Source organism: Eisenibacter elegans DSM 3317, from assembly GCF_000430505.1.
Classification (GTDB): domain Bacteria; phylum Bacteroidota; class Bacteroidia; order Cytophagales; family Microscillaceae; genus Eisenibacter; species Eisenibacter elegans.
Genome location: NZ_KE387153.1, coordinates 272,114 through 289,451 on the forward strand (window position 1 = coordinate 272,114; position 17,338 = coordinate 289,451).

The following is a 17,338-nucleotide window of genomic DNA, read 5'->3' on the forward strand; positions in this document are numbered from 1 at the left end:
GTATGCGTACGACACTCGCCTTTTTTTTACTACTTACCATCGCCTCAGGAGCCGCCCGGCTCTACGCCCAAGGTGGGGCTGTACAAGAGCAGCAGGTAGTCATCGAAAAAGATGCCCGCATTGATTTGCCTATTCTGAAAAAAAATGCCGAAAAGGCCGTTCCTGAGCCTCTAAAACGTGTAAGAGGGCGTATCCAATACGAGCTGAATACCCCCAACTACGAAACACAGCCTCTGGAAGTAAACTTGGCATTGCCCGAAACACAGGCCGTTGACCGACCTGTCTTAGACCGTAGCAAAGAAGGATACCTAATGGGAGGGATTGGCAATTTTGCGACTACTTACCTCGAAGGCCTATTTACCCAAAAAATATCGCCTAACTTCAGTTATGGCCTTCACGGGAAGCATTGGTATGCGCGCCGTGGCCCTGTAGGTGGGGCAGATTACTCGGCCAACAACCTTCATGGCGTGGGGGCTTATGCTGATTTTTTTACGGAAACAGCACACTGGCACACTGACCTGAGTTATACAAGACAAATGTTCCGCTACTATGGCTATGCTTTTGAAAACGACAACCTGCCTTTTGGCGACAGCCTGCGCCAAGTGTTCCAACGAGTAGACTGGAGCTTGCGCTATCAGAACAAATCGGCCCAAAGCCCGTGGCAATACCTCGCAGCGCTAAATGTGCGCTCTTGGAGCAGCAGAGAAAACAATAGCGAGCAACAACTACAGCTACAAGGCCAGCTCAACTACCACTGGAACGAGCGCTGGCAAATGGGCATATATGCTGATGGAAGCTATGTGGCGCTCCGTACTGCCGAACAGCCCAACAACGAAAATGCCCGAGCGTGGCTTGGCTTACACCCTACCCTTATCCGAAAAGATAGCGTTTGGCGTGCCGAAGTAGGTGTCGTACTGTTGGCCCAGCAAGAACGTCAAGGACAAGAAACTGAGCTTCGACTATTGCCACACCTGTTGTTTAGCTATGATTGGAGGCCCATACTGCGCGCCACCATTGGTTTTGTAGGCCAACTACAAGCCAATACCCTCTACAGTTTGAGTAGAGAAAATCCGTTTATTGCTACTGATGCCCTCCCTAGAAATACCGTACGCAACTACGAGCTTTTCCTGAAGCTCCAAGGCGACCTCAGCCCCGAATGGAACTATCAGGTGCGTGCTGCTTGGGCCAATGATGAGCAGTTTTATCTGTTTCTTAACAACCCACTAGACCCCGCCCGCTTTGATGTGTTGTATGTACCTACCAACGCTCAAACCTGGAGCCTCAAAGCTCAAACCGAATACGAGCTCAAACCCGGGCTACAGGCCGGAGGCAGCCTCCAATACCTCTACTACCAACTGCCCGAAACCACAGAGGCTTGGCATAGGCCATCTTGGGTGGGCAACACACACTTGAGCTATGACCCTATTAAAAATTTACGCCTGAATTTGGACTTTTATTTGTATGCAGGCATCAAAGCGTTTAATTTTAATGCCGCAACAACGGTAGACCTCCCCTTGATCGCCGACCTAAACCTCCAAGCTGAATATATGCTGTGGAAACATTGGTCGGTATTTGCTCGTACAAACAACCTCTTCGGAAATACGTACCAACAATATTATCGATACCCTGTGCGGGGACTAAACTTTTTAATAGGATTGACTTATGACTTCAGATAAACACCTGATAGAAGAGCATATATGCGGCTGGTTGCTCGAACATGACAGCTTGCTCATCCCTGAGCTAGGGCAGTTCGAATCGAGCTATCAGGGCGCAGAGGTACATTCTGGTATCCATCACTGGATGCCGCCAAGCAAACGCATCAGTTTCTACCCCTCTTCCAAATATAACGACGGCCAGTTTGAAGCATACCTATCCGAACAAACAGGGCTGCCTTTGGCCGATATTCAAGACAAAGTACGGCAGTATGTGGCCGCCGTAAAGATAGAAGTCAGCGTACAGCGCAGCTACACCATCCACGGCTTGGGTACGTTGTATCTGGATGAGGGAGAAGTGATGAGCTTCAAAATGGCCGAAAACGCCAACCTACTCGGCGACAGCTATGGCCTGCCCAACTTATTCAGTAAGCCCGTAGACCGTGAAGAGCCTGCCGAAAACCTCGATGAAGAAGATCCTATCTTCGAAGAAGAGCCTGAAGAGTATGACCGTACCCGCAAACGCCGCCCTATAGGCCGTTATGTAGGCGCAGGTATTGTGCTGACCGGCACTGCGATAGGAGCTTGGTATCTGGCCAACTCTGGTATTGTGCCTAAGTTATTGGGAGATAAGGGCGGAGATACCGCCGTGATTGTCCGCAATCAAGAGGACACCAGCCAAGACACCGGCGAAGACCTCTCTACTGATGAGCAGAACCTCCCCCTTGACGAACGCGCCACCCCCAGTGCGACCGAAACACCTGCAAACACGCAAAATACCCCAGTAGAAACTCCAGCAAAAACTGATAACAAGGCTGCCAAAAATACACAGGGCAATACCACCAACTCCCAAAGCGTCAAAGTAGAGTTGCCACCACCCAACCGCAATATCTTGGGCGCGCTGGCTATCAACCCTACTCCGCCAGCCAACCTTTCGCAAGTATTGATAAAAGCACCCAGCAAGCAGTTTTATGTAATCGTAGGGAGCTTTGATAAGGCCGAAAACGCCTATTCTCTCTATAACCATATGACTCAGAAGGGTTTCCGACAACTACGCATTGTAGAGCAAGGCAACCGCGTAAGGGTCTCTTCTTATGTGTTTGCTGACCGTGAGCAGGCCAAAACACACGAACAAACCCTAAAAACGCAGTATGGCATTGATGCTTGGGTCTTGCAGTTTTGATATACTTTACCCCACGGCAAAACCGTGGGGTATTTGTACTTTTTATTTCACTACTGTTGCCTCAAGCTCTACTCGCAGTGTTTCGAAAAGGCTTTTGACTTCCAATACGGTAGAAGCCTGCTGTATCCCGTTTTCGGCTGTCCATTTTTGAAAAACATCGAAATTTTCGAACAACTCAGCCTTTGAGGTAGTGTAAATATTCAGACGCACAATGTTTTTTAGCTCATAGCCAGCCTCCCGTATGACCCTTTCCAGGTTTTGGATGCTGTGGATCAATTGCGCACGCATATCCTGATTGCTGGATACCCCTTCATCATCTATGGCCGTTTGCCCAGAAACATATAGCGTGCTTTCCACATTCTTTACTTCTACGGCTTGCACATAGCTTCTTGTGTCTTGCCAACGCCAAGGGTTATTACTGTTTTTTTGCATCTTAAAGTAGTTTAAATGAGCAGATACGTTAATCTGGCACAAATATCTGACTACTTTCTAGGATACTGGTGTGAGCCAAATCACTATTATTTTTTAGCCCGCCTATATAATCTACTCAGCGTTTCCCTTGAAACACCAAGATAAAGCGCCAATACAGATTTGGGAACTCGCTGAATAAGCGTAGGATATAGTTGTACAAATTGTTCGTACCTTTCTTTGGGTGATAATGCCAGAAGCGACAAAATCCTTCTCTGACTAGCAATATGGCCTTTTATTGATTTTTCTAAAAAATAATTTGATAATTTATGCTTTTCTAAAAACACAAAATAGCTATCATAATTCAGGCCATACACTACTGTATCTTCCAAACACTGGAGCGATAAGGTGGCTTTGTCTTGATTGCAGAATGCAGCAAAGTCTGTTTCCCACCATTGTTCAAAAGCAAAGGATAAAATAAACTCCTTGGCTCCTTCATCGATATAAGACAGCTTGACCAACCCACTCAAGATAAAGTAAATGTGCTTGACTGTATCATTTTCTTTTATTATAAAATCCCCTTTGCTAAACTTTTTGTACTCGAACATCTCTTTTAGTGTTAGCGCTTCTTCTGCTGTCAAGTGATTAAATAAGTCCATATCTTTTATGGGTTGATGTGATATATAATTATTTATATTCAGTCAAAAATTAATCTAGAAAATATCCGCATTGAAAATCCTTGCGCGCCAAGTAAATCTTGGTATATCTTTCCAAAATTAGCCCCAATTGGATTCGGCCAAAGTTATGGAAGGGTCAGGTTGTGACAAAATCACACCACTAGACATTTTCCAAACCCTACTATGGGCTAAGTCTTATTTATAACCGAATAAGGCTCCAACTTGTCTCGGAGCAGGAGTTCCAAGCTGCTTTTCCGAAAGTGTCCAGCAGCGTGTGACAAGATTTATTTGATTTGAAGGCGCACTACTAGGCAAACGCTTGTTCGTTTGAACAATTTTAACAACCTTTGCTTCGTTTTTCTCCAAGACACCTCAACAACCATTTATTTGGCTTATGGAAAGCACCTTGGCAGCTTTGCTCCTACAGCTCAGCCCTAACAACCCCCAGCAGGAATCGCTCTCGGTCATTGATTTAGCTTTTGAAGGAGGGTTTACGATGATTCCTATTCTGCTACTCTCTGTGGCAGGGTTATATATCTTTTTTGAACGCATCATCACCATCAAGCGTGCCGCCCGTAATCCACAAGGCTGGATGCGCAAGGTGAAGCAGCTTGTACTCGAAGGCAATATAGAGGCTGCCAAGCAGCTTTGTGAAAACAAAAACACTCCCATAGCCCGAATGATTGCCAAAGGGCTTTCGCGTATTGGCAGCCCGCTCAAAAACATTGAAACCTCCATTGAATATGTGGGTAAGATAGAAGTTTACCGCCTAGAGCGCAACTTGTCTATGTTGGCGACCATTGCTGGCGCAGCACCGATGGTGGGCTTTTTGGGCACAGTTATCGGGATGATCCAAGCCTTTATGGTCATTTCGCAGCAGGAAGGCGCTGTAAGCCCCCAACTCCTCTCATCAGGCATTTATACGGCTATGGTTACAACAGTGGCCGGGCTTATTGTGGGAATTCTGATGAACTTGGCTTACAATTACCTTGTCGGGCAAGTACAAAAGGTAATCCATAATATGGAATATATCTCGATGGACTTTCTGGATTTACTCCAAGAGCCTCAAAAAAAATAGTTTCAGCCATAGTTTAGGATATTTTGGTATCCCTTGAAAGACCGCCCTTGTGTGTTTTCAAGGGGTATTTTTTTGATGGCTAAGATTTGGTTTGGGACATACGCCGCTGGACATTTTCCAAACCCCGTCGTTAAAACTATGGGTTAAGTCTCATTGTACCCTAAAATCAGGCCTCAGCTCCGACACAAACTGAGGTGCCGAGTTACTTTTCCAAAACGTCCAGTGGTATGGGTTGGGGATATGCGTACGCCGAGAATCAAGAAAATCAAATCCTGTAAATCTTTAAACCTTGGTATAACAAAGGACTTGAATTTTCTAGCGCTCCGTACTGCTTTTCTGAAATATTCAGTGGTGGTAGTATTGGTATCCGTTGGCGATACGTTCCTCACAAACATTCCCTATCTTTGCGGCCTAGTTATATTTAGCCCATAGATTTATGAATTTTACACAGCCATACCCCACCCTTCAGCTCAAGTCTGGTAAAGACCGTGCCGTTATTTTCAGACATCCTTGGATTTTTTCGGGGGCGGTACAGGTGCTACCACAGGCTCAAAATGGCGATATTGTGGCCGTAGCCAATCGCGGTGGGGAGATCTTGGGTTATGGCTTTTATTCGCCCAAGAGTCAGATTGTTTGCCGCTTGTTTCATTTTGGGCAAGTAACAGCCGCCTTTGATGGGGCTTATTGGGCAGAAAAAGTAAGCATCGCTGCGCAAATGCGGCGTTTGGTATTACCTAAGGCTACAGATACTTTCCGCCTACTTCACGCTGAGGGCGACAGCCTTCCCGGTTTTATTGCTGATGTCTATGGCCAAGTGGTGGTCATACAGGTCTTGACCAAGGGCGCAGAGCGAGTATATCCCCTTGTAGAAGCGGCCATCAGGGCGCTAGGCTACGAATATATCTACCTCAATATCAAGGAAAACAGTGGTTTTTTGGAGCAAGTTACGCTCTCCAAAGGTTGGGTAGACGGCAAGGCCTACCCCGATACACTTTGGGTTCAAGAAAATGGCTTACGCTTCAGCATCGATATCGAAGGAGGGCAGAAAACAGGTTTTTTTATTGACCAACGCGACAACCGCCAGCTAGTCCGCCAACTAAGCCGGGGGAAGACCGTCTTGAACGCCTTCAGCTATACGGGCGGGTTTAGTGTGTATGCCTTAGCGGGCGGTGCGGCTTCAGTCGATTCGGTCGATGTATCGAAGGCGGCCATAGCGCAGTGTGAGCAGATTATTAGCCATAACTTCGCTCAAGCCTCCCACCAAGGGGTTGCCGAAGACTGCTTCAAGTTTTTGCGCGATATGCCCGACAACCACTACGACCTCATTATTCTAGACCCTCCGGCATTTGCCAAAAACGCCCGTGCTGTGCCCAATGCCAGCCGTGGCTACAAGGATTTGAACTTGACCGGCTTCCGCAAAATCAAAAAAGGGGGGTTGCTCTTTACCTTTTCTTGCTCGGGCAATATCTCCCGCGATTTATTTCGTAAGATTGTCTTTGGTGCTGCTGCTGACGCTGGCCGTGAGGTCAGGATTGTCTATCAGCTGACCCAACCTGCCGACCACCCCGTCAATATCTATCACCCAGAAGGCGAGTACCTCAAAGGATTGGTGCTGCACGTGAGCTAAGAGCTTGGCTAAGTTTTCAGCGCGGCGCGCTCAAAACAGCTGATTTTTGTGCTGATATTAAGCAAAAGGCGCAGGCGCTTGTCTTAGCCCACGATTTTAATTGTGGGTGGGCTACGATGAGCATTTTTAACGAATTAGCAGCCAAAAAGCAGCTGTTTTGGTGTCGATGAAGAGAATTTTAGATAAGCTCTAAGAGGTATCCCAATCATCCGCCTGTCTTGGAGCAGCAAAAGCTCTCCGGGGCTACACTCATACACTGGCCAAGGCTTTTTCGGGCTGAACTACCTTGCTTTTGAAGAAGAGTTTGAGGCCAAGCAGCGAGATGTCGTCGTGTTGTTTTTGGCTTTGGGTCAGTTGGTGGAGCGTTTCTTTAAGGATACGTTCTTGGTCTGTGGTATAGAGGTGGATATTGGCCGATACCAGCTCTTTGAACTGCGTGCGCGCTTCTTCTGCATCGGCGCTCATCTGCCTGAACAACCCATCGGTCATCATAAAAATCATATTGTCTCGGTGCAGCTCTAGGGTGTGTTCGGCGCAATTGGGGTCTTGCAGCTTCCCTCCTCCCAATACGCAGGGCGAGCCTTCAAACTCCAGCAGCTCCAGCCCCTTCGTAACAAAAACCGGCAAGCCGGCAGAGGCTAATGTAATACGGCGGATTTTGTCTTCGGCGGCGATATTTTCGATACTACAAAGCGCCATCTGCACATAACCTTGTGGTAGAGACTTATGAATTTGGCGGTGTAGTAAATTGAGTAGTTGGCTTGGGCTAGCCTTCGGATGCTGGCTGATGAGTTGGTTGAGCAAGGAGTTGGTAATCATCGTAATAATGGAACCAGCAAGGCCAATGCCCTTACAATCGAGCATCGCTACCAAGAGGCGGTCTTCTACCCTGCGTAGCCAATACATATCGCCCGAAACCTCATATTTGGGTTGATAAATGGCAAAATAGCGCTCAAAATTAGTGTCTAAAATGGCGACCTGCTCTTGGAGCAATGATTTTTGCATTCTTTCGGCATAAATAACACTGTTCATTAGGGCGCTTTGTTTTTTCTCTACTTCTTCGTTTTTCTCGCGCAGCTCTTTGAAGTTGCGGCGTACCGTTTCGACCATCTGCGAGACATTGTCTGAAAGCAGGCCGATTTCATCCTTGCTCTCAATACGCGCAATGGGATCTGTACCTCTGAATTGGTTCTGGATGACACGCTGAATATCTCCTGAAAGGCGCTGTACGGGCTTACCGATGGCCCTTGGAACCGCATAGGTCAGGTAGAGTGTCAGAACAATACAGATAGCCAGCATCAGAATCTGGACGACTTGATTTTGCCACTTCGCCTGCTCTACAGTACTGATAATCAACTCATTGAGTTTTTCTATTACTTCCGTAACCTGTCCGTTGAGGTCATTGAGTTGTTTGCGCAGGCCTGTTTGTGGGTTAAAGCCAATTTGTTGCTCTAGGCTGACGACCTCTTTAAAAATCTGTTCGTAACGGTTGAGCGCAGCCACGATATTAGGCTGGTTTTGGTTTTGGGCTTTGAGGCGCTCAATCGCCTCTGCGTGTTTTTGGGTATATTGCTCTTGCTTGCGGATGATAAAGTCTTTTTCGTGGCGGCGGATCATCAGTAAGAGGGCAAGATCTACTTGGTTGCCGTAAGTTTCTTCGATATAGTGAATGTTTTTGCGCATTGCCCCTTCGGCGCCGTAGTCTTTGAAGCCTCGCTTGAGCAAGAGTTGGACTGTTTTGTCGAAGACTTGTTCGTGGTTTTGGACGGCATTCTGGAGTTGCTTGACCTCTGTCTGTATGCGTGAGGCCACGCTTGAGTGTCCTTGTGCTAAGGCTTGGAGGTTGTTGTGGATGCGTCCTACTACTTCGGAGCGGCGTTTGAGCACTTCGCTCTGCCCTGTTTGATAAACAGCCTCGTTGATGGTTTCGTCAATAAAAAAAGTCAGCTCTAGGCGCTGAATCATTTGAATATCGGTATTGACTGTTTGTACGAGGTCAAAGGTACGCTGTAGGTTGCGTTCGCGCTTACGGAAGGCATAGTCGATGGCGACAATAAGTGCCATAATCAAGACAAAAACCAAGAAAGAAAGCTGCAAACGGGTGCGAACGGTATTGGCTCTAAACATAGTTTGGGGTAGCATGACGCTAGGGTTGTACTGGATACAAAGTTACCCATTTGTATGCACCATTAGTTTAAGCCAATGTTATGTTTTTGTTGCGAAGTACAACCTTTTCATCTTTCTCAAACACAAGTCCAAGAGGGGTTGGATTGTACGCGTTTCTGTGCTGATTATCTGCCCAAAAGCGGTAGCTTAAAGCCCATCACCAGAATATCATCTGTTTGGGTTTCATTGCCTTGGCTACGCCATTGCTCTATGGTTTGTTCTAGGATGTAGTGTTGTGTTTCAAAAGGATTTTGATGGACCTCTAACAGCAAGTCGCGCAGTTGTTTGCCCATAAATTTTTTCTGTAGCGGCCCGCCAAACTGGTCTTGGTAGCCATCGGAGAAGAGGTAGAAAACAGTATTTTCTGGTTTTTGAAGCCTGACAAGGTGCTTGGTAAACCCCTTTTCGGTGTTTTGTAAGCCGCCAATGTGTTTGCTATCCCCTTTGATATAATGCAAGCAACCATCTTCGACATACACGAGCGGGTTTTTGGCTCCGGCAAAGCTGATTTCGAGGCTTTCTAAGTCGATACAGAGCAGGGCGATGTCCATACCGTCGCGGTTTAGTGTTTCCTTTTGCCTCAATATTTTGCTGATGCCCTCGTCTAGCTCCTGCAATATTTCATCTGCCTCAAAGATATTCCTTCCCGTGATGATTTCGGTCAGGAGGTCATTGCCCAAAAGGCTCATAAAAGCCCCGGGAATACCGTGTCCGGTACAATCGACAGCCGCTGCAAAAAGCTTTTGGCGATGTTTGGTCAAGAAATAAAAATCGCCCGACACAATGTTCTTGGGCTTATACAACACAAAACTTTGGGGCAAAAGCATTTGTATATACCCCTTAGAGGGCATCACCGCCTCTTGGATGCGTTTGGCGTAGTTGATGCTTTGGGTAATGTCTTCGTTTTGTTGTTCGATTCTGTTTTTCTGCTCAGAGATGGTATCTACGGTAGTGGCTAGCTCTTCATTGAGCTGGTTAAGCTCTTCGTTGAGCTCTTGCATGGCGTTCTTTTGCAGCAGTATTTCGCTGTGTTGGGTTTCTATTTCTTGCTTCTGATGCTTGAGCATCGCCTTAGAACGCTTGAGGCTATTGGTGCGCAAGTGGATGATATAAGACAAATACACAGGATAGGCCAAGGTAAGCACACCGCTGACCAAGCTCAGCTCAAAAGATACCGGGGTAAAAAAATTCAGCCCCATCAGCCCCACCGAAACACCAAAATTGACCATCGCCAAGGCCAAACCCTGCAAAAAAACCTTTAGCCCGTGCCCAAACATAATATTGGTCATCGTCAGCATCAAGTAGAGCAACGCCGGAGTAGAAAACACCGCAATAAAATTGGCAAACACCCCACAAAGGCTGATATCTAGCAACATACAATAGCGCTCGTGGCGCTCATTGAAGCCGGTTTTGAAATACTGAATCCCAAATACAATGTGCGGATAAAACACACATAAGCCCAGCAAGGCATACGCCCCCACCGGAATCGGCAGCTCCTGCTGATAATAGTGTACAGCCAAAAGGATGAACGCCACCCAATAGCTGACAATGGCCGATATATAGTAAAACCAATGAATGAACAACGGTCGTTTGTAGGTATTCATCTGTCTGTCTTTCAGCGTTTTTGTGTAGCCTAAGGCTTGAGCGCAGGTTGGTTGTAGGCACTAGTTTCTCTCACAAGATATAAAAGATACAAATACCATTACAATTTGACTAAAAATAAAACTGCTTGACACACCCCCGGGCATTTCAAATCCCACATTAAAACTGTAACTAAGTCTCATTGTACCCTCAAAATGAGGCCTCAGCTTTTCTCGGAGCTGGAGTTCCGAGCTGCTTTTCCAAAAATGTCCCCTAGCGCAACTACTTGACAAGCCTCCTACGCTCGCTGCCGCTTGTTTTTGGGTAGGGATGCCGCCACAAGATTTGACGTATTTTCATCAAAATGAAAAGGGGATTTTGTGGGCTATCCGGCCTTTTTTGCCTATCTTTGAAGGCTTAAAGAACACCACATTATCTGAACAATGAGTGAATCTAATCCGCAAATCACGCCCGTAGATATAGGCGATGAAATGAAAACCGCCTACATCGACTACGCTATGTCGGTGATTGTTTCACGGGCTTTGCCTGATGTGCGCGACGGCCTCAAGCCCGTACACCGCCGCGTGCTTTATGGGATGCTAGAACTAGGCCTGGCACACAACAAGGCCTACAAAAAATCAGCTAGAATCGTGGGAGAAGTACTGGGTAAATACCACCCACACGGCGACTCCTCCGTTTATGATACCATGGTACGGATGGCCCAAGAATGGTCGATGCGCTACCCCTTAGTCGATGGGCAGGGTAACTTCGGCTCAATCGACGGAGACTCAGCGGCGGCCATGCGTTACTGCGTAACCGGGGATACACGCCTGAAGACTGACCGTGGGCTGATTGCTATCAAAGACCTAGTGCCACAGGCCGCGCTCAACAGCGAAACGCCTATACAAACCAAGGTGCTCTCTCTCCACCGCCAAGCCAATGACGCAGTGATGTTCTTCAACTCCGGAAAACACCCCGTCTATGCGCTTCAAACACAAGAGGGATACCAACTGAAAGGTACCGGCAACCACCCTGTGCTGGTTTTTGGCCAAGATGAAGCCGGAAGACCGGCTTATATTTGGAAGTTGCTCAGCCGTGTGAAAGCCGGAGATAAAGTAGTTATCGACCGCACACAGCACGAACTACAGCAAGAACACGCCGACCAAACCGCCCTCAATTGGGCTATCATTGCCGGCTGCCTAGTGTCTGAAGGATCTATCTCACAGAAGCGCCTCACATTTAACAATACTGATAAAGCCTATTATGAGGCATTCATCAAGGCTTATACCGCCAATGTGGGTGCTGGCTATTACAACTATCAGCGCCGCCTACCCTCCGGAAAGGAGATTTTTGAGTTTGATGTTCAAAAACTTGATGCCTTCGCACAAAGCCCTCTTTTCGAAGACCTAGCCGGACGCAAAGCCGGAGACAAAATAGTTCCTGACTATATTTTCCGCAGCCCTAAGGCCGTGCAACGTGTCTTTTTACAATACTTGTTTGAGGGAGACGGTTCTATCTCCCTGTTGCCCAAAAACACCCTCAACCTACAATATTGTACCCAAAGCTTGGCGCTTGCACAAGGCCTACAGGTGTTGTTGTTGGAGTTTGGTATTGTGAGTAAAATCTCTCCTGCCAAAGCCCGTAAAGAGTATAAACTCTGCATTGGCGGCTTCCATAACATCAGCCTGTTTTGTCAGAATGTTGGCTTTGCTGCCTCCAAACAAACAAAGCTAGAAGCCCTCATAGCTGCCGAACAAACGCGCCGTGAGCAAACCCCTGTACGTTATAGCCACAGCAGCGACTATACCCCCTTCCTGAGCAAGTATGTGCGTCAACATTCGGAAGTTTCGCCTTTCTTGGCCAAACATAACTTTGACCGCTACAAACGCATTGATGCCCAGTACGAACGCATTCATCAAGCCCTAGCTGTAGCCAAACTACAGGAGCTTTTTCATCATCTGGTAGCCGACAGGTACTACTTTGCTACGGTAAATGCTTGCCAACTTTTGGCCGAAGAGGAAGTAGTCTACTCTGTCAAGGTAGCCAGCGAATGCCATTCTTTTGTGGCCAATGGCTTTATCAATCACAACACTGAAGCCCGCAAACGCCGCATCTCTGAGGAGATGATGGAAGATATTCGTAAGGAAACGGTTGATTTTCAGCCCAATTTTGACGACTCCCTCACCGAGCCTAGCGTGTTGCCGGCCAAAGTGCCCAACTTGCTCATCAATGGCGCGGCGGGTATTGCCGTCGGGATGGCGACCAATATTGCCCCACACAACCTCAGTGAAGTGGTAGACGGCATCATCGCCCTGCTCGAAAACCCCGAAATCACCATCCCTGAGCTGATGAAGTATATCATCGCGCCCGATTTCCCCACCGGAGGGACAATCTACGGTTACCAAGGGGTCAAAAATGCTTTCGAAACAGGCCGTGGCCGGGTAGTGGTACGCGCCAAAGCGAGCTTCGAAACCAGCCCCAGCGGCAAGGAGCAAATCATTGTTACCGAAATCCCCTACTTGGTCAACAAGGCGGCGATGATTGAGAAAACGGCGGCCCTCGTCAACGAGCGCCGGATAGAAGGCATCAGCGACATCCGCGATGAGTCGGATCGCAACGGCCTGCGTGTGGTGTTTGACCTCAAAAAAGACGCCATGCCTTCAGTGGTGCTCAACCAGCTTTACAAATATACCGCCCTACAGTCATCTTTTGGGGTCAATAACGTGGCCTTGGTCAAAGGCCGTCCGCAATTGCTCAACCTCAAAGAAATTATCGAATACTTTGTAGAGCATCGCCACGAGGTAGTCTTGCGCCGCACCCACTTCGAGCTGCGCGAAGCCCAAGAACGCCAACACATCCTCGACGGCCTCTTGATAGCCCTCGACCACCTCGACGAAGTCATCGCCTTGATTCGTGGTTCTAAAGACGGCGAAACCGCCCGCATCGGCTTGATGGAGCGCTTTGAGCTGAGCGAACGCCAAGCCCGCGCCATCTTAGATATGCGTCTCCAACGCCTTACAGCCCTCGAACGCGACAAGATTGTAGAAGAACACCGCCGCATCACCGAGTTGATTGCACGCTTAGAGGCCATCATTGCCGACAAAAACCTCCGTACCGGCATCATCCGCGATGAGCTGCTAGAGATGAAAGAGCGCTACGGCGATGCCCGCCGCACAGACATCGTCTACCACGCCGAAGGCGATGTGTCTATCGAAGATATGATTCAGGAAGAGTCGATGGTGATTACTATCTCACACCAAGGCTATATCAAACGCACTGCCCTCGACGAATACCGCACCCAAAGCCGTGGTGGCGTAGGCTCTCGCGGTGTCAGCAGCAAGGCCGACGACTTCCCCGCCCACCTCTTCGTCTCCTCGACACACGATTACCTGCTGATCTTCACAGACCGTGGGCAAGTATATTGGCTCAAAGCCTATGAAGTGCCCGAAGGCAACAAAACCGCCAAAGGCCGCCCCATCCAAAACCTGATTCAGATGGAAAAGGAAGACAGCGTCTGCGCCGTGCTCAATGTGAGCAACCTCAGCGATGAGGACTTCCTCCAGAATCACTTCTTGGTGATGGTAACGACCCAGGGAATCATCAAAAAAACCACCCTAGAGGCCTACTCCCGCCCACGCCAAAACGGTATCCGCGCCATCAGTATCAACGAAGGTGACCGCCTGCTGGATGTGAAAATGACCAGCGGCCAAGACCATATCGTGATCGGAACGCGCAAAGGCCAGGCCATCCACTTTCCCGAAAACAAAGTGCGCGCTATGGGCCGCGTGGCTGCCGGGGTAAAGGCCGTAACCCTCAGCGGCGACGACGACTATGTCGTGGGGATGGTGTGTGTGAGCAGCGAAGAGTCGCACCTGCTCGTGGTGTCGGAGAACGGCTACGGCAAACGCTCTCCCATCAGCGACTACCGTATCACCAACCGTGGAGGCAAAGGCGTAAAAGCCTTCCAACTGACGGATAAAACCGGGCAGCTGGCCGCCATCAAGGAAGTGAGCGACGGGGACGACCTGATGATCATCAACCGCTCGGGCATCCTGCTGCGCACCTCCGTGAGCGACTTGCGCGTGATGGGTCGCGCCACCCAAGGCGTGCGCCTCATCCGCATCCAAGAGGGTGATGCCATCGCTTCGGTAGCCCGCGTAGCCAACGAAGATATGCTGGCCAACGGCGAAGAAGGCGAAGTACAAGCCGCCCAAGGCGATACCACCGCCCCTATCGAAACCGAAGAATAGCACCCCCCACCAAGCCCCCAACAGGGGTTTTGCACAATGCTTGCCAAGCCGCTCTCCGCCACAAAGGGAGCGGCTTTTTTGTAGACACCCCGCAAACCTTGAACAAGCCTAAAACCCGCTAGACCGTTTGGATATTTGTAAACACTTTTGTATCATTGGCTAATGAAAAGCCTGAGAACAAAGCAATACTGATTGGAAGCCTAAGGCACAAGAGCAGGCTCTTACCAAGCTATGCTGCCGGACTAAGGGTAAGCGAGGTAGCCAGTACGCGACTCAAGTACGTTGATTCGCAGCGTATGGTCATTGATATCAAGCAAAGGAAAAAAAGATAGATATAAAAGCCCCCTTGGATAATCTATTAACTCGAAAAAAACGAACTAAAGTGCGTATAAGTAAATGTTGTGCGTCAGCTTAGAAAACCGACACCGAGATAAAAAATCAAAATAAAATGGGTTCAAAAAACATACACTTAGAACCGTTCGACAAGGGAACAATAACCAAACTTGAAATCTTTGAAGATTATGCTCAAGCTTGGATACCGACTTTTGTGATGCAACCGCACGTTACAGAAATTCACATTTTTGATTTTTTTTCCGGACCAGGATATGACTCTGAAAATGTTCCGGGAAGTCCTATTCGACTATTGGCAAAGATAAGCGAACATTTAGGTCACATAATGTCGAAACAGACTAAGATTGTTTTACACTTAAATGAATTTGAACCTACCAAAAAGAAGCAAGATAAATTTGAATTGCTTAAAGATAATTGTAGTAATTATTTAAGCCAAAATCCCAAGTTCAAATACTTTCCGACAATAAACTTTTACAATGAGAATGCAGAAGAATTATTTTTTAAACTTACACCAATTATAAGTAAATACCCTTCACTTGTTTATTTAGACCAAAATGGAGTAAAATTCATTTCGCAAGAGTATATCAACCAGTTAGAAAATCTTAAAACAACAGACTTTCTTTACTTTGTTTCTTCTTCATTTTTTAAGCGTTACGGAAAAACGGAAGAATTCAAAAAAGCTCTTGAGATTGATGTGTCAGAGTTGGAAGCAGAAGAATATAGAAATATGCACAGATTGGTCTTGAATAAAATGAAATCAAGACTTCCTGCGAAAACTGAATTGAAATTGTTTCCTTTTTCAATTAAGAAAAATGCCAACATTTATGGAATTGTATTTGGGTCAAAAAACTATGCAGCTGTAAACAAATTTCTAACGATAGCTTGGAAAAGAAATGAATTAAATGGAGAAGCTGACTTTGATATTGATGATGACAACAAGAAAAATCAGCTGACTTTGTTTGAAGGCAAACGAATGACAAAAGTTGAAAAGTTCCAATCAGACCTTGAAAACAAGTTGTTAGAGAAAAATTCTGTTACCAATGAAGCGGTTCTACTTTACACTTACCAGTGTGGTCATATTCCAAAACACGCAGAAATAGTATTGAAAAGGCTCAAAAAAGAAGGAAAACTAAATTATGAGACACAAACACCATATTTGACTTATGAAAACGTTTTCCGTAAGAAGAACATAATCACTTACCAAATAAAAAAATAGAAATGGCACAATCTAGCATAGAATGGACTGAAATGACTTGGAACCCAACAACTGGTTGCGACAAGATTTCAGCAGGATGTAAATTCTGTTATGCAGAAGTTATGTCAAAGCGTTTGCAAGCAATGGGTGTTGAGAAATACAAGAACAATTTTGAAATAACCATTCACGAAGACGAATTACAAACGCCATATACTTGGAAAAAACCAAAAGTCGTTTTCGTAAACTCTATGAGCGACCTTTTTCACAAAGGCGTTCCGATTGACTTTATTAGGAAGGTTTTCAAAGTAATGAAAGATAATCCTCAACACGTTTTTCAGGTATTGACTAAAAGAGCCGACATTTTACGGTATTACGACAGTGAAGGTTGGTTGGATTGGACACACAACATTTGGATGGGCGTTTCAGTAGAGAACAATAAAGTAACCAAAAGAATTGACTTGCTTCGTGAGACAGGTGCAAGAGTTAAATTCCTTTCTTGTGAACCTTTAATCGGTGCAATTCCCAATATGAACTTGACAGGAATAGATTGGGTAATTGTGGGTGGTGAAAGCGGACGAAAGCCAAGACCTATGAAAGAAGAATGGGTTACAGACATAAAAAATCAATGTTTGGACGCAGACGTAGCCTTCTTTTTCAAACAATGGGGCGGGACAAACAAAAAGAAAACCGGACGGCTTTTGGAAGGCAAAACGTGGGATGAAATGCCTGAAATAGAACTGCACAAAAATGTATAGACAAGAAAGCCGAACCGATAACAGGCGTTTGGCAAAAGTGGCGGTTCAGTGCTCCGCAGACACATTTGTGGTTAATGAAAGTTTGGTTCTCCGCATCAACATTTGTGGTGAAAATCCCCGCCTTCGCAAAGCGGCAAAACGTTGGCAGCAAGCGTAAAACGACACGACACAGCAGACATTGACATGAAAAAGAGAAATATATTTTGACAGGTGGACAACGACATACAGACCATATTGAAAACGGACAACGAGTAAGCCGACACTCATTGCCGACCCTGTGTTTTTTATTTTTTACTCACGTTGTGTTTGTTTTTTCAAGGAGTTCGTGAATGCTACAAGCATTTCCCCACCCACATTTTTTAAAAACAAATGCCAAGCATTCACGAGCACCGCTGGGAAACAAATTAAACAAGGG

Annotated in this window: 11 protein-coding genes; 7 read left to right on the forward strand and 4 right to left on the reverse strand. The window is 46.8% G+C overall.

The genetic code is table 11. The annotated features are described in order from the left end of the window. Positions 1–2 precede the first annotated feature (2 nt). Both G499_RS0114805 and G499_RS0114810 read left to right on the forward strand, forming a co-directional pair. Complete coding sequence (locus tag G499_RS0114805; RefSeq protein WP_154658480.1) at positions 3–1,676, forward strand: TonB-dependent receptor; 1,674 nt, start codon at positions 3–5, stop codon at positions 1,674–1,676. Continuing rightward, positions 1,663–2,835, forward strand: coding sequence for an SPOR domain-containing protein (locus tag G499_RS0114810; RefSeq protein WP_027000586.1), 1,173 nt, complete (start codon positions 1,663–1,665; stop codon positions 2,833–2,835). The genes G499_RS0114805 and G499_RS0114810 overlap by 14 nt, the downstream gene beginning before the upstream one ends. A gap of 42 nt (positions 2,836–2,877) precedes the next feature. Here G499_RS0114810 and G499_RS0114815 read toward each other — a convergent pair whose 3' ends face one another. Both G499_RS0114815 and G499_RS0114820 read right to left on the reverse strand, forming a co-directional pair. Then, positions 2,878–3,267: a RidA family protein gene (locus tag G499_RS0114815; protein WP_027000587.1), complete on the reverse strand. Its 390-nt coding sequence runs from the start codon at positions 3,265–3,267 to the stop codon at positions 2,878–2,880. A gap of 86 nt (positions 3,268–3,353) precedes the next feature. After that, positions 3,354–3,902 carry a Crp/Fnr family transcriptional regulator gene (locus G499_RS0114820; protein ID WP_035727706.1) on the reverse strand — a complete coding sequence of 183 codons (549 nt, stop codon included), beginning with the start codon at positions 3,900–3,902 and terminating at the stop codon, positions 3,354–3,356. Positions 3,903–4,314: 412 nt separating this feature from the next. On the opposite strand from G499_RS0114820, the gene G499_RS0114825 reads away from it, so the two are divergent. Continuing rightward, positions 4,315–4,998 carry a MotA/TolQ/ExbB proton channel family protein gene (locus G499_RS0114825; protein WP_051296292.1) on the forward strand — a complete coding sequence of 228 codons (684 nt, stop codon included), beginning with the start codon at positions 4,315–4,317 and terminating at the stop codon, positions 4,996–4,998. A gap of 436 nt (positions 4,999–5,434) precedes the next feature. Continuing rightward, positions 5,435–6,625: a class I SAM-dependent rRNA methyltransferase gene (locus G499_RS0114830; RefSeq protein ID WP_027000590.1), complete on the forward strand. Its 1,191-nt coding sequence runs from the start codon at positions 5,435–5,437 to the stop codon at positions 6,623–6,625. Positions 6,626–6,874: 249 nt separating this feature from the next. Here the strand turns inward: G499_RS0114830 and G499_RS0114835 are convergent, their stop codons facing one another. Next, positions 6,875–8,767: a SpoIIE family protein phosphatase gene (locus tag G499_RS0114835; protein WP_081413826.1), complete on the reverse strand. Its 1,893-nt coding sequence runs from the start codon at positions 8,765–8,767 to the stop codon at positions 6,875–6,877. Between the two features lie 149 nt (positions 8,768–8,916). Continuing rightward, entirely contained in the window at positions 8,917–10,395 is a 1,479-nt protein-coding gene (locus tag G499_RS0114840) for a PP2C family protein-serine/threonine phosphatase (protein ID WP_027000592.1), read from the reverse strand. Positions 10,396–10,815: 420 nt separating this feature from the next. On the opposite strand from G499_RS0114840, the gene gyrA reads away from it, so the two are divergent. From gyrA to G499_RS0114860, 3 genes are all read left to right on the forward strand, one after another. Beyond that, positions 10,816–14,622 (forward strand): DNA gyrase subunit A, encoded by a 3,807-nt coding sequence (gene gyrA, locus G499_RS22045; RefSeq protein ID WP_035727707.1) that lies wholly within the window; start codon positions 10,816–10,818, stop codon positions 14,620–14,622. 448 nt (positions 14,623–15,070) lie between these two features. Beyond that, the gene (gene tcmP / locus G499_RS0114855) at positions 15,071–16,189 is read left to right on the forward strand and encodes a three-Cys-motif partner protein TcmP (protein WP_027000593.1); all 1,119 of its coding nucleotides are present in this window, start codon (positions 15,071–15,073) and stop codon (positions 16,187–16,189) included. A gap of 2 nt (positions 16,190–16,191) precedes the next feature. After that, entirely contained in the window at positions 16,192–16,923 is a 732-nt protein-coding gene (locus G499_RS0114860) for a DUF5131 family protein (RefSeq protein WP_027000594.1), read from the forward strand. Positions 16,924–17,338 lie beyond the last annotated feature (415 nt).